This is a genomic window from Gordonia phosphorivorans, from assembly GCF_042432625.1.
GTDB lineage: Bacteria > Actinomycetota > Actinomycetes > Mycobacteriales > Mycobacteriaceae > Gordonia > Gordonia phosphorivorans.
This window is the reverse complement of the sequence record NZ_JBHLWV010000006.1, coordinates 121,120-134,844: the sequence shown is the minus strand read 5'-3', so window position 1 is coordinate 134,844 and position 13,725 is coordinate 121,120. Positions and strand designations below refer to the sequence as shown.

At 65.9% G+C, this 13,725-nt stretch carries 9 protein-coding genes; 8 read left to right on the top strand and 1 reads right to left on the bottom strand.

Features of this window, described 5'->3' with window-relative positions; genetic code table 11:
• Positions 1 to 29 precede the first annotated feature (29 nt).
• Positions 30 to 704, bottom strand: coding sequence for a hypothetical protein (locus tag ACFFJD_RS02120; RefSeq protein ID WP_382360215.1), 675 nt, complete (start codon positions 702 to 704; stop codon positions 30 to 32).
• Between the two features lie 239 nt (positions 705 to 943).
• Between ACFFJD_RS02120 and ACFFJD_RS02115 the strand changes: the two genes are divergently transcribed.
• From ACFFJD_RS02115 to ACFFJD_RS02080, 8 genes are all read left to right on the top strand, one after another.
• On the top strand, positions 944 to 1,756 hold the full coding sequence (locus ACFFJD_RS02115) for a hypothetical protein (RefSeq protein ID WP_382360212.1): 813 nt from the start codon (positions 944 to 946) through the stop codon (positions 1,754 to 1,756).
• Positions 1,746 to 3,662 carry a type IV secretory system conjugative DNA transfer family protein gene (locus ACFFJD_RS02110; RefSeq protein WP_382360210.1) on the top strand — a complete coding sequence of 639 codons (1,917 nt, stop codon included), beginning with the start codon at positions 1,746 to 1,748 and terminating at the stop codon, positions 3,660 to 3,662. Before ACFFJD_RS02115 ends, ACFFJD_RS02110 begins: the two co-directional genes overlap by 11 nt.
• Positions 3,663 to 3,838: 176 nt before the next feature.
• A complete protein-coding gene (locus ACFFJD_RS02105) occupies positions 3,839 to 5,776 on the top strand; it encodes a conjugal transfer protein (protein WP_382360207.1) in 1,938 nt (645 codons plus the stop codon).
• A 21-nt stretch (positions 5,777 to 5,797) separates the two neighbouring features.
• Positions 5,798 to 6,118 carry a hypothetical protein gene (locus ACFFJD_RS02100; RefSeq protein WP_382360205.1) on the top strand — a complete coding sequence of 107 codons (321 nt, stop codon included), beginning with the start codon at positions 5,798 to 5,800 and terminating at the stop codon, positions 6,116 to 6,118.
• A gap of 16 nt (positions 6,119 to 6,134) precedes the next feature.
• Positions 6,135 to 6,782 (top strand): hypothetical protein, encoded by a 648-nt coding sequence (locus ACFFJD_RS02095; protein WP_382360203.1) that lies wholly within the window; start codon positions 6,135 to 6,137, stop codon positions 6,780 to 6,782.
• 22 nt (positions 6,783 to 6,804) lie between these two features.
• Complete coding sequence (locus ACFFJD_RS02090) at positions 6,805 to 9,879, top strand: ATP-binding protein (RefSeq protein WP_382360200.1); 3,075 nt, start codon at positions 6,805 to 6,807, stop codon at positions 9,877 to 9,879.
• A gap of 215 nt (positions 9,880 to 10,094) precedes the next feature.
• Positions 10,095 to 12,986 (top strand): hypothetical protein, encoded by a 2,892-nt coding sequence (locus ACFFJD_RS02085; protein ID WP_382360197.1) that lies wholly within the window; start codon positions 10,095 to 10,097, stop codon positions 12,984 to 12,986.
• 59 nt (positions 12,987 to 13,045) lie between these two features.
• Positions 13,046 to 13,699 (top strand): hypothetical protein, encoded by a 654-nt coding sequence (locus ACFFJD_RS02080; RefSeq protein ID WP_382360194.1) that lies wholly within the window; start codon positions 13,046 to 13,048, stop codon positions 13,697 to 13,699.
• The last annotated feature ends 26 nt before the right edge of the window (positions 13,700 to 13,725 follow it).

Sequence of the window (13,725 nt, the reverse complement as noted above, 5' to 3'; positions counted from 1 at the left end):
GTGCCGCGCTATCGACTGAGGGAGATGGGCTATCCGGTCAGCTGGAGGCTCCCTTCGACGGCGGAGATGGCCTCGACCGACAGCGCGGTGAGGAGTCTGCGGGGCAGCCCGGTGTCGGCGGCGACGTCGGCGACGTCGATGCCGTCGCGGAGCTGGCGGACCGCTTCCAGGGTGGCGCGGGCGTTGAGCGGGGCGCGGCTGGTGCGGTTTTCGATGATGTTCAGGTACAGGTCGCCCAGGGTGACGCCGCTGGCGGTGCGGTGCTGGAACTGGTCGAGCTCGGCCAGTGCGGCCGGGATCTCGCGCGGGTGGTGCAGGCCCGCCCACAGCAGTGCCGACCGGATTCGCATGCCGGTATCGGGCCCGGAGTAGTAGGTGGTGACGAGGTCTTCGACTGCGTCGTGGTGAAGTTGCGGCATCCGGAGGTAGTACTTGCCGGGCTGTTCGTCGGTGTCGTTGTCGCGCAGGTCCTCGAGGTATCCGGGGTCGGGGGCCTGGCAGCTGGCCCACCGCAGGGACGCGCTTTCGAGCAGTTCGGGATGGCGCAGGCCGACGATGATGGCGGCCGAGACGACGTCAGCGACATTGGCGCGGCGGTGGTGTACCTGCAGCTTGTCGATGATGCGTGCGCTGTCGATCGATGCAGACGCACGTGAGTGTGGGCGCCGCCCCTTAGATGGGCGTCCTCCCAAGGATGCTGTCATGGCGAGTCCCTGCGTAGATCTGGCTTCGAATTGCTTCGGAGCGTACGTGGTCGGTCTTCGGTTCGCAAAGATTTGGCGCGGGCGGCGCGCCGAATAGCTGCGTCTCCGACGGTAGTTGCACCTGCCGCGCCGGTGCGGCGCGACACGCGGGCGGGGACCCAGTAATTTTCACGCGCGCGCGCAGAAAGTCCCCTTTGCATAATCAGGACACCATCCGACCTCGCACAGGAGAGACCGTCTTGGGGCTGTTCACCAAAGCCGACCCTGCCCCCGCAGAACCGGCACCAAAGTCCATACAACGCCAACTCCTGCCGTTCGCGATCCTGGCACTCCTGATCGCAACGCTCCTGTTCACCGGGTACGTCGCCGTCACCGTCGCCGGAATCCTCGCCCACGAATACCGCCGCGTCCGCGCGCGCTGGTACCTGGTGTGGGCAGCGGTCACCGGCTTCGTGGCACTGCTGGCCGCCCAGTCCGCCACAGCCTGGGCCGGCTGGGTTCTCGCCCAGCTCGGCCACTTCATGCCACGGCTCCTCCCACACGACCCGACCAACACCGACTCCGCACTGACTGTCGCCGCAGCCTTCGCCGACCGCTCACTGGCCTCGGCGTTCGCCGCCGAACTCATCGCCGCCGCGCCACTGGCCATGCTCACCTGCGCCCTCGTGGTCCGTTACCGCTCCCACGCCCGCGCCGAACGCGGAACCATCGAAGGCGAACGCTTCTCCAACGTGCGCCCCGTGGGCACCCTCGACCGCATGCGCATCACCCGCGAACGCGCCAAAGTTGCCGCCGGCCACTACCTGCCGGCGCCCCCCACTCCGGCCACCGTCGACCAGCTCCTCGCCGACCTGCACGCCCTCCAAGCCGAGACCACCGCCGCCGCGCCGACCGCGACCGCGACCGCGTCCACCACAGGCCGCGAATCGGCTGCGCCGCAACCTGATTCACCGCCACCCACGCCCGCCCCGACCGCACCGGCCGTCGATCCCGCCGATCCGTTCGCACTCCCTGCCCAGCACACGATCCGAAGGACCAGCCATGAGCAGTAAGCACAAGATGGTCGCGTTCGGTGTCGGCGAATACGGTCACGTCGCCCAACAACGCGTCGAAGACCTCGCCAAGTCGGTCGTCATCGTCGGAACCACCCGGTCCGGCAAAACACGGCTCGCCAACTCACTGGCACGCCAACAATCAGCCCTGCTCGGCAGCGGCCAGATCATCATCAACGCCAAACCCGATCCCGGGTTCGTGCGCGAGAAGGCCCGCGACGCCGAACGCCTCGGCAAAGACTTCCTGCACTTCACCATGGCACCCAAAGGCGGCGGGCCGTTCGAACCACAGCACCCCTACCAGCCGCCGGCGCCCTGCTACTACGACCCCCTCGACCGCGGCTCCGGCGCTGTCCGCGCCCGTATGCTCATCGACGCGGTCGTCCACAGCGACGCCAGCGACGTCTACCGGCGAACCGCCATCGAGATCTCCGCCCTCGCCTGGGACATCGCCCGCCTCTCAGGACAGGAATGGGAGGTTCGCACCCTCGCCAACGGCGGCACCGAGCGCCGCAAGAAGCGCTCCATGCAGGTGCTGCTGGAAATGCTCGACATGGACACCCTCGTCCGTGCCAGCAAACGACTGTCCGTGGACCTGGTGCGCAACCATCACCCGCACCTCCACGAAATGGACGCCCAAGCCATGGTCGACTCCTACAGCTCGCGCGCCGCCTCGATCGCCGAAGACGCCAAGAACCGCTCGTCGATCGCGTCCTCGGCCATCGCCGACACCCGCTCCATCGTTGCCGCGTTCGTCAACTCGTCCGCGTTCTACCCGCAGTCACTGTCGCCCGGCGCCTCACCGTCACTGCGCATCGACCTGCTGCGGGCCATCGTGCGCGGCGAAATCGTCCTGTTCGACCTGTCTGCGGCCGACTACCAGCAGGAAGCAACGATGCTGGCCTCCATGATTCTGCTGGACCTGCAGAACACGGTGTCCACGCTGCGCGACTACACCTCCCGAGCCAGCCGCGCGGTCGCCGACGGCACCCCGTGGCCACCAGTGATCGTCCAGATCGAAGAACTCGGCTCTGTGGCCAACGCGGCCTCGGCCGAATCGCTGATCGGGCTGATCAACAAGTCCGCCGACGTCGGTGTCCGCATGATCTGGTCGAGTCAGTCTCTCGCTGACGTGCGAATTGTCGACTCGACCGGCGAATACCTGAAACGACTCCTCAACCTGGCCAATGATCTGATCGCCCTTCAACTCGGCGAAGCAGTCGACGACCGCGAGTTTTGCGACTTCTCCGGTGTCGTGGTCAAGAAGATGCCGCGCGACATGGTGTCGGTCAACGACAACCGGATGCGCCTGTTCACTGGCGCGAAGAAGGCCAAGGAGGTCGGTGCCACCGACACCGAAATGCCGCGGGTGCCCTACGGGTCGGTGCAGGGACTGCGCTCAGACGATGACACCGATGTGCGCGAGATGGTGTGGATCACCAAGAAACCGGAACTGACTGCCGTGCACACCGGTGGCGCGCAGGGACCGAACCGGTGGCATGAAGTTCTGCAGATGGTGCCGGTCGGACAGCCGCCCTACGACTACAACCCGTACGCCGATGACAGCGACGTCGAACGCTCGAGGTTGGCCGCGAAGCTGGCCTCCCATCGTCGGATGGCGTCCCAGCACACCGATCCGCTCTACCGGGAGCTGCACGCACTGAACACTGCGCGACTGGCCGACACCACGATCCCCGACGTGATCACTGCCAGCACCCCACCCGCCGACACCCCGCCCAGCCCCGACCGCCGCGAGCAGGGGGCCGGGCCGGTCGATCCGTTTGGTGGCGCGACGCCGCCGCCGGAAGAACCCCCGTACGACGATGTGCCGCCGGACGATCCGTTCGCCGACGATCCGTTCGCCGCGACCCTTCCCGACGGCGGCGGGGACCTCCCACAGTTCTAGCGCCCCTCGCCACCGCCAAAGGTCACGTCTCCTACCTGCACAAATAAGCGAATCGGAAGGGAAAAGGGGTGCTCTACACTCGGTTTCACTATTCGAAGCCAAACTGCACTGCACCTGCATGAGGAATGACCCCCGGGGCGAACCTTCACGCAGTGCTCGCATGACGAGGAGTCAATGTGCCTGCTGCGTTCACCCTGCAGCCCGCGCCGCTAGGCAATGGCGACGATTCCCGCAGCCTGATGTACATGACGTCAGTCCCGCCCGTGGACCCCAACGTCAAGGCACCACCCGGCTGTGACCCCGACCTGGCCGAATGGATCGACCTGCTGCGCAGTATGCCGATCGCCAAGGCTGCCAGCGTCCTGGACCAGCGGTACTCCGCGCCCACCGAAGCACTGCCGACAGTCACCTCGATCGGGCGACACGCACGGCCCACCGACATCGCCGAGCCGCCCATGCCGGCCGTGCCTGCGGCGGCGGCTTCCCCCGCCGACGACGGGGAGACGGACGAGGACCTGCAGCCGGACCACGCCGAACTGGTCGATCCCGAAGCGGATGCCGACCTGGAGAGGATCGCCGCCGCCGACGACCTCGCCACCGCCGACGAGGAAACCGTCGCCGACGAGGCATACGTGTACGAGCCCACCGACGAGGACTACAGCGTCGACAAGAAGGGCCGCCGCGTCTTCCACTACGTGGCCTCCGAAGGTGCCGGCTACATCGCCGTCGACGCCGACAACTCGATCTTCACCGACGCCGACGGCAAGTTCATTGCCGTCACCAACGCCGGTCTCGCCATCGACGATCGCACCGGCCTGTCCGGCGCAATCGGCAAGGTCAAGAATCTGTGGCACTCCGGCGGAGCCAGCACCGACGAGCTGGTCGACGACCTACCCGACCTGTACGACGAGCACGGCGTGCCGATCGAACACTTCCCGGTGGGAAAACCCGGCCAGAAGATCGGGATCGGCACCAACAAAGTGTGGGGCACCAAACGGCTCGCGTTCACCGGGGCCGTCGCCGCCACGGTCAGTGCTGGGGCTCTGCTCATCGGGATCACGTGGGGGCGTGGCGCCGTCCCCGCCGAGGGAGCGGTCAGCCCCGGGGAAGCTGCCGCCTACCGGCTGAGCACCATGCCGATCAGTGCGATGGCCGCGTTCGGCGAGCAGTATCTGCAGACCTGCCTGACGCACGGCGACCGCGAGCAGATGAAGGCTCGCGCGGCGCTACTGGCGTCCATGAGCACCGGCGGCGCCGCCGACGGCTGCGGCTGGACCGACGGCGGGGAAGTCCAACAGCCGTTCACCATCGCCTACACCGGTCGCGCCAAAGCAATCTCCGGCAGCTTCGACACTGGCCGCGGCGCCTACCTCGAATACCTGGTGTCGACCAAGCCAGGCAAGTACAAGACGTACTCGGTGCCGGTGTGGGTGCAAGCCGACAACGAGTCCAACGACATGATCGTCGTCGGCGACATCGGGATCACCCCCGGCATGCGTGTGACCGGACCCTCCGGGTACACCCCGGCCGGCGAGCCGGACCCAACGCTGGCCGCAGACCTGCAGGCGAACCTGCTCAAGCCGTTCCTGTCGGCGTGGGCGGCTTCCGACCGCACCCAGATCGACCTGGCGGTCACCGCTGACGCCTCCGCGGACGCTAAGCGGGGCCTCAACGGCGAGTTCAAATCCCCGCAGATCGACCAGGTCGTCGCCTACACCAACCGCTCAAGCAGCGGCGGACAGTCCGTCCAGTACAGCAACGGCGACGTGGCGTCCCTGCAGGTGACGGTGACGTGGAAGATCTCCGGCAGCCGATCGGATTCGCCGGACTCCACCCAGACCACGGCCTACCGGATTCGGGTAGTGCGCACCGGCGGGAAGTGGCTGGTCTCCGACATCGCTGGTGGTGCTGCCGGGGATCGGGCGGCCCAACGCAACAGCAACACGGCGGCGGCCACCGACTCCGACGAGGCGCCTGGCATCGCTGGGATCACCCCGGGCTCACCGGGCGGCCCCGTCACCGACAGTCCGACCTCCACTGCACCGTCTGCGGAGAACACGGCCACCACCCCCACACCTGCGCCGGCGGAATCGTCGGCAGAGGACACCCCGTAGATCCCTACCAAGGAGATGAACATGACCACTACCTCAACGATGACCGTCTTGGCCGCTGGCGGCGTCGACTCGATCAACGGCACTATCCAGAAAGCCGTCTCCATCGCGCAGACCCTCGGCGGTTCGCTGATCGTGCTGATCATCGCCGGCCTGGCTATTTCGATGATGTTTGGCGCGTTCGGTGAAGGCGGCAAGCTGCGTCAGCAGTTGGGAAAGGTCGCCATCGTCGCCGTCGGCGGACTGCTCCTGGGCGGCGGCGCACTGTTTGGCCCCATGCTCGTCAACGTCGGCCAGGAGCTGCCCAAGGCGACCCAGAACCAGACCACCAACGACGTGAACTAGAAGTGCGCAGCCGAGCATGAGTGAACACGACGTCGGTCACATCGTCGCCTACGACTACACGCCCATCGTCAAGCACCGCGGTAAGCAGTTCACCGTCGGGGACCTGTCGTTGGCGAAGTTCGGTGGTGTCGACCTCAGTGCTGCCTGGGTGGCGCTGATCCCGGCGATCGGCGTCGCAGCGGCAGTGGTGTTGCTGCTGATGTTCACACCGTTCACCGCAATGCTGGCTGCCATTCCGGCGTTCCTGACGTGGCTAGTTCTGTACGTATGGTTCTCCCGCGAAACCCTCGACACGCTCGCACCGATCGACCGCATCATGCTGACGGTGACGTCTAAGCGCACCCAGCCGACCATCCTCAACGGAGCCACCAGCGGACGTCAGCGGCGGACAGGCAAACGCGCTGCAGTCAGCAGTTTGGTCGGGTCAAGACATCCGGGTGAGGACCGCACCCCGGACCGGTTGCATTGGGTGGTCATCGTCAAACGGCCCACTGACAGCGACCGCCTGAAAGTCGGCGCCCCGCTGACTGGGCGAGACCAGTACCGGCCGCGCCCCAGGGCGTCCGCACCGCTCATTCATGACGACCGCGACCAGTTCGACGACTGGTACGCCTACCTCGAAACGCAGAACCCGTACGGGACTGCCACCGGCCCGCAGCAGTAGCAGCAGAGAACGGAAGATACCCATGGGTTTGATCATCATGATCGGTGTTGTCTCGCTGGTGGTGGGCGGCGGCGTCGCCATCTGGATGCGGGTCACCAAACGCAACCCGTTCAAACAGCAAGAGGCGACGGGGAAAGCTCTAACCGAGAAGGAGCGGGTCGACGCGCGCCGGCTGGGATACCGGTACGCCGAAGAGGCCCCGTTCTTCTTCATCAAGGACAACGGGGTGTGGACCGGCGTGCGACTGAACTCGTCCACCGACGAGTTCGACACCCCGTCCGAACAAGAAGGCACTGTCGTCGCCGGCACCGCCATGCGGCAGGAACTGCTGGACTACTTCACCAACAAGCACCCCAAGCGGGAAGCGCGGGTCCCCTGCCACGAACTGGTCCGCAATCGGCCCGTGGACACCTCCGAATGGTTGGAGAGCTACCACCACTCGCACTGGGACCCGTCGGGACTGCTGAACATGCTCATCGACGGCAAGGTGGAACCGCATATCGCTGAGGCCGCTCCCGAACGAGCCCACTACTTGCTGGTGCGCATCGGGGACCAGAAGGGGCCGGTCAACGTGGACGCGGTCTCCGCCGCCATCAACGCCGACGACGCGCTCTGCGATGAACTGTTTACCCGCCACGAACTGGTCAAGTTTCGCAAGCTCGCCATGGAGGTGTTGGATCGGCTGGCCCCCTATAGTCGGTCGCCGATGACGCGGTCGGATCTGTCATGGCTGATCCGCAAACCCCTCTCTGGCTCGTTCCCCGTCGACACTGAACGCGACTATTCGCGCACCCGTTTCGTGCGCAATAGCTGGTTCGACATGCTCACCGACTTCACCGGCCGCAACCTCAAGCAGCAGGCGGCCGTCGAGATCTTCGATCCGGCGCCGTCCCTGACCGATACACCTGACTCCTGCTTCACCAGCACCCTGACTATTTCCACCGCGGAATCGCAGGTGCCGTTCGAGTACTGGCAGGCGTGGGGACGCATGCTTGCCAATCTTCCGAACCCGCCCGAGATCAGTTGGCGGTACGCCCTGATTTCCGAGGCGGTGTTCACCAAACAGATTTTGAAGGCGACCGCGTCAATCGCCGACGAAGTCCGTGACCGCACCAAGGATGGCAGCGAGGAAGCCCTCACTGACACCAGTTTCGGGCACAAAGCGGCCGAGGCCGAAGAAGTCCGTGACTCGATGAAACTGCGGCCGCGAGCCGGAATGGTCGGACAGCTGCGAATCAGCATCAGCGCCCCCAGCCTGGAGCAGCTGGCCGTGTCCGAGCAGTCCGTGCGTGACGTCATGAAGGGCTTCTGCGTTCTCGAGCGTCGCAAGAACATTCAGGCGACCCTGCTCGAAGAGCAGCTGCCCGGCGACTTCGACGCCTCCACCATCGGCAAACTGGTCGCCTCCACCGACGCCGGCGGCATGGATGTCGGTACCCGGTGGACGGACTTGGACGTCTTGGCGATGGCACGGATGGACGCCTCACCGACAGTCGGCGACGACATTGAAGTCTCCAAGCTGGGGGACCGGCTGGGCTGGCATGGGCATGTGATCGGGTATGCCGCAGAGAACGGCTCCATCGTCCACTTCGACCCATTCGTGCAGATGGCCCGCAATGCTGGCGCCGGGATCGCCATCGTCGGCGCGTCTGGGTCCGGCAAGTCCACGCTCGCCCTGAGCCTGTTCTTCTGGGTGTCCGAATCCGGTGCCCAGGTGGTTGTTCTGGACCCGAAGAACGACTTCGAGAAGTTCTGCCACTACATCGCGTTCGGTCCCCAGGTCCTGCACGATCACTTCCGGGACGAAGCCAACCGCGGTGTTCTTGGCACCGACCAATCCCAGTTCCAGCCCATCAACCAGGCGTTCTGGGACGAAACGCGGATCGTGTCGCTGACGTTCGGGGCCAGCGGGTCGATGGATCCGTGGCTGCTCACCGGCGACTTCGACGCCGGTGAACAGCTGGCCCGCCGCCAGATCGAGCACCTGTTCGCCGACCTGCACCCCAGTTCCCCTGAACGCAACCAGTTGGACCTGGCGTTCGCCGAGCTCCGCCGCCACCACGACTCGCAGCTGGTCAGTGGCGTCAATCCACCACTTCCGCGGCTCGCCGACTTGGCGACCCACGTCGCCCGCAAGGTGGAGGAGTACCAGCAGATGTTGGCCACAGACACCAGCCGTGGCGGCGACTTGGTGGCCATCACCGAAGCCCTCGACAGGGTCAAGGTGCTGCAGAACCGACTCGACTCGGCAGCCAAATCCGACTACTCCCGGCTCCTGTTCGGCACCCACGACATCGGCGCCGACGCGTCCGCGCTGCGCGGGTTTGCGCACCGGCGCACCATCATCACGATGATCGGCTTCAAAATGCCGAAAGACTCATCCCAGATCACCACCAACACCGGTGCCCGCAACGCGTCCGCCGCGATGTTCACCGTCCTGTGGCAGGTGGAACGATTGTTCTCCGCGATCGGGGAGACCATGAGCCCGAACCAGCGGAAGAAGGGCTTGCGTCCCCGCATCTTGTTCGTCGACGAGGCCTACATGATCACGGCCATGCCAGCTGGCGCCGAAATGTTGAATGTCGCCCTTCGTCAGGGCCGCTCCCTGAACTTCGGTGTCGTCGTCATCAGTCAGCAGGCCGACGACATCGGCAAGATCGAGGAAGCCACCGCGAAAGACGACGCCGACCAAAACCAGTTCCCGACGATGTTCGTGTTCAAGCAACGCTCGTTGGCGGAGGCGAAGTCCGCGCTGCGGATCTTGCGGTCGGATATGAGGCTGTCTGATTCTGACGAGGCGAACCTGGCGCAGCAGCTGCAGCTGCCGACCGGCATGTGCGCGATGAAGGACATGGACGGCCGGGTCAGCACGGTGGCCGTCGATCCGCTGTTCAAGGAGCTGTTCGGTGCGGCGCAAACGAACGCCAGCCAACGCACCCGCTACCAGTCGCAGCCGATCTCCTCGGACCCGATGCAGTGGACTCTGCAAACCGAGATCCGCGACACGACCCGCCGCGACCTGGTGCGTGACCGGATCGACGACGCCGCCGACAGCTTGATGTCCTTCGACTACCCCGAAGTCGAACCCGTCGCCTAACCGAGGAAGGGACCACCACGATGGTGTTCACCACCACGCCTACACCGGTTTGGTCTGCGCTGGAAGGTATCGGCGCCCGAGCCGGTCACCTCATCTCACGTACACCGTGGCGCGAGGTCGCCGCAGTGCTCGCCGGACTGATTCTGGTCAAAAGCGTGTGGTCAACAGCTGGTGCCGGCGCTGCGCTGTCCTGGGCGGCGATTGGTGTGCTCCTGATGGCAGTCACCGTCGGGCGACGCCACTTTCCGCAGACCGCCGGTGTGGTGGCAGCGTCGGCCACTTCGGTGTTGGTGCTGACTGCGAGCGCGCTGATCGCGATGAGCGTCGACGGTGTCGTCGCCGTCCCGTTCCACCTGGTTCTCCTCGCCCCCATGCTGGTGATCGTGACCGCCGCAGTGTTCGTGGCACCCCACCGCGGTGTCCACGTCGGATGGAGTGTGGCGCTATCTCAGGGCACCATTCTGGCGACCATCGCACCCACCCTCATCTGGTCGGACAGCAGCTGGGTGGGGGTCGTCGGGTTCAGTGGGTTCGTGGCGGCGTTGGCCGGGGTGTACTTCCGGTCCCGACATGCGGCGCCGGTGACCGGACGGTGGCGGCGGCTGGCGCGGTGGATCGCCGGGGTGTTGGTGGCAGTCACCGCAGCACTGACGATGTCGCTCGGGTCGGCCGGGCAAGCACACGGCATCTTCGGGATCGGTGACTTCTTCGAATCCAAGGTGAACTCCACCATCTGCTCCTTCACCCGCCCGGACCTGACCGGTGAGTCTGTGGGCACCGGCCCCGAGTCGATGTTTCCCGCACGCAACTTCGGTCAGGTCAAGGGCCTGCCGCCGAATGCTTCCGCCAACTCGGTGCCCGCTAACTCCGACCAGGCCGGGAACTTTGACCGGCTGGGCCCCAACAATTCTCTCGACAACTACACCCTGTTCGAGATTTCGGGTTTGCGTGGCTTGAAGTTCGTCAACTGGCAGAAGAACGCCACTGGCGAAGAAGTGTGCTCGATCATGCCGTGGGTGTCGGTGACCAGCGGAAACATGGTCATGTCGTTGAACACGTACCTGCTGCAGGGCGTCATCATGCTCAAAGAGATCTCCCAGTCCGGGCGACCCTTCGAGTTTCTGTACAACCGAACCATCCCGCTCATCGACGCACTGTTCAACTATCTGTTTCTCCCCGCCGCCGCGCTCATGTTCACTATCGCCGGGATCGGCATGATTTTCAGAGGAGTCGGTTCCGGGCGCGGTTTTCGGGAGGCGATAGGAGAAGCCGGTGGTGTCGCCGCAGTGCTGATCCTCGGCGGCCTGTTCTTCGGTGGCCTGTCTGCGGCGAGTTGGAGCAACCCCGGAACGTCCGGGTTCTTCATCCTGGGATCAACGATCGACCAGGGCGCGTCGGCCATCAACTCGGCCATCGCCGAGACATCGTTCACCGCACTGGAACTCACCGGCGAAGGGTCGATGTGCAAGGCGCCGCAGCCGGTGCCGGCCGCACCCGGCCAGGATGCAGCTTTCACTGCGGCTGCCCCCGGTCAACGATTCAGTTCGTGCATTCTCGCTGAGGGCCTGGCCTACCGGCCTTGGGCGCTGGGCCAGTTCGGTGCTGCCGGGAACAAGCCGATCGCCGGCAGCGAGAAGGTGACCCGCTTCGGGGATCCCCGCGTGGGCGGTGACCAGAACAAGGTGAAGGCGAAAGACGACGCCGCCGGACAGGGGTTGCCCTGCTACAACAACTATGGCGGCTGCACCGACATGCGGACCTACCTGATCTCGCAGGAAGGCGGACCCTCGTTCGAGGCGTCCCGCCGCAAGTGCATGAACTCCAAGGACGACTTCGCGCACCTAGTCCAATGCGATCCCTACCATGCTGTCGCTAATCAGCTGACCCTGCGCGAGAAGTCGACCAAGGACGGGGAGCTGAATGAGGCAGCCGGAATCACCCGCTCCTACAACGGGTCAGGCCGCTTCCCGCACTTGACGCAAGCGTTGGTCGCACTGATCGCCACCGTCATCACCGGCATCGGCATCTCAATCGTCTCGGTGATCTGCCTGTGGTGGCAGTTCATGCTGCTGGTCCTGTTCTGGACTGGTGTGGTGCGGCTACTGTTCGCCGCCTTCCCCGGCAAAGCCTCCGGTGCGGTCGAGTACGCCAAGGATTTCGGTCAGGCGTTCGTGATGCGGATTCTCTACGGAATGCTGTCGCTGTTCATGATCGCCGGGATCGTCCTGATCTTCGGGGCGTCGATGGCGATGGGACTGAAACTCCTGTTCACCGGCCTGCTGCTGTTCGGCCTGTTCCGCAGTGTCCGCAAGCTCGAAGAGCGTTTCAAGGTGCAGGGCTCCACGATGACCGGGCCGGCGCAGGGCTTGACCCGGGCGGCCACCGGCGCGACCGCATTGGCTGGTTACGCCGCGGTGCGTTACGGGCCGTCGGCGGCGGCCGGTGCTGCTCGCCGCACTGCCGGTGCAGCTGCCGCTGGTGGGCGCGGCGCCAAGTGGGCTGTCACCCGACCCCCGGCCGGTGGCCCGCCGAGGCCCGGCGGTGGTGGCGGCGGTGGTGGTGGTGGTGGGGGAGGCTCCAGCCTGTCGCCGCTGGGACGTGCTGGCCGTTCGGTGGCGACCGGATCGGTCGCCGGTGCCGCCGCAGCGGCGTCCGCTGCCCGCGGAGTCGGTCGGGGTGCCCGCGTGGTGGCCAGCCCCATGACCCCCTGGGCCAAGGACAAGGCCGACGCTGTCGGGCAGCAGGTGCTTCGCGGAGCACGCCGCGCAGACCGTGCGCTGGGTGCACGTCTGGCTCCGGCCCGCTCCGTGGGCGGTCAGGCCACCAACACCGCCTCCTCACTGATCAAGGACGCCGGGTCGTGGACGGCAGACAAGTCCAAGGCTGCCGCCGATCGAATCCGCAGAGAAGGAGCGGCCGCGGTCTCCTACACCACGCCCCGCATGTATGAGCAGCACTACTCCGACGACTTCAAGCAACGGATGGACGACGCCCGGGAGGGCACCACGGTCGGTAAATGGAAGCGGGGGTCGTTCTCGGCGGCCGAGGAGAAGCATGCGGCGAAGGCTGCAGCCCGGGCCCGGGCCTACAACCGGCGCCGCAAATGACGGAAAGAAGCGGCCCCTATCGTGAGGCCACTCCAAACGACAACAACTTCGGAGACGCCATGGTGGACAACCCTCAGACCCCGCCTCAGCAGGTGTCCGTCCGCGCGGGCGGCGCCCACCGGGGCACCAGCACAGCAGTCAGCGGCGGTGTTGCTGGCCTCACCGCCCCCAACGGGCCCGGCACCTCCGAAGTCACTGGGGCCGCGCAGACGATTGAGCGTCCTGTCGGCGGCATCGACGTCCTCTACTACGAGGACGATCCCAGCGACATGGAACTGGTGCTGGAACTGTCTGACGGACAGGTAGTGGCGGTGGCGTTGACCGAGATGAAGGCGACCCGACTCCGTCGGGCACTGGACGCGCAGCAGCAGGCAGCAGCCCTCATGCGGCACGAGCTTGCCGGCGGCACCCCCGACACCTTCGAACCGGTACAGGTGCAGCCCGCACCGCCCAGCGCACCCGAGTTCGAGCGCGACCCGTACGACGACCCCAACGCAGAGTACGGGGCCGACGACGAGCTCGCGGCGTCGGACGAAACCCTCACCGTGCGGGAACGCGTGAACCGGCGCATGGACGTCGCGGGCGTCAGGGATGTTGCCGGAGAAGCAATGGACAAGGACGTGCGCGGCATCCCGGTGTGGTGGTTCGTCATCGGTGTCCTGGCCGTGTCGATGGTCCTGTCCGTCATATCGACCCTCAGCGGCTGGCTGTAACGATGGTCGACACCCCCACTCGCCGT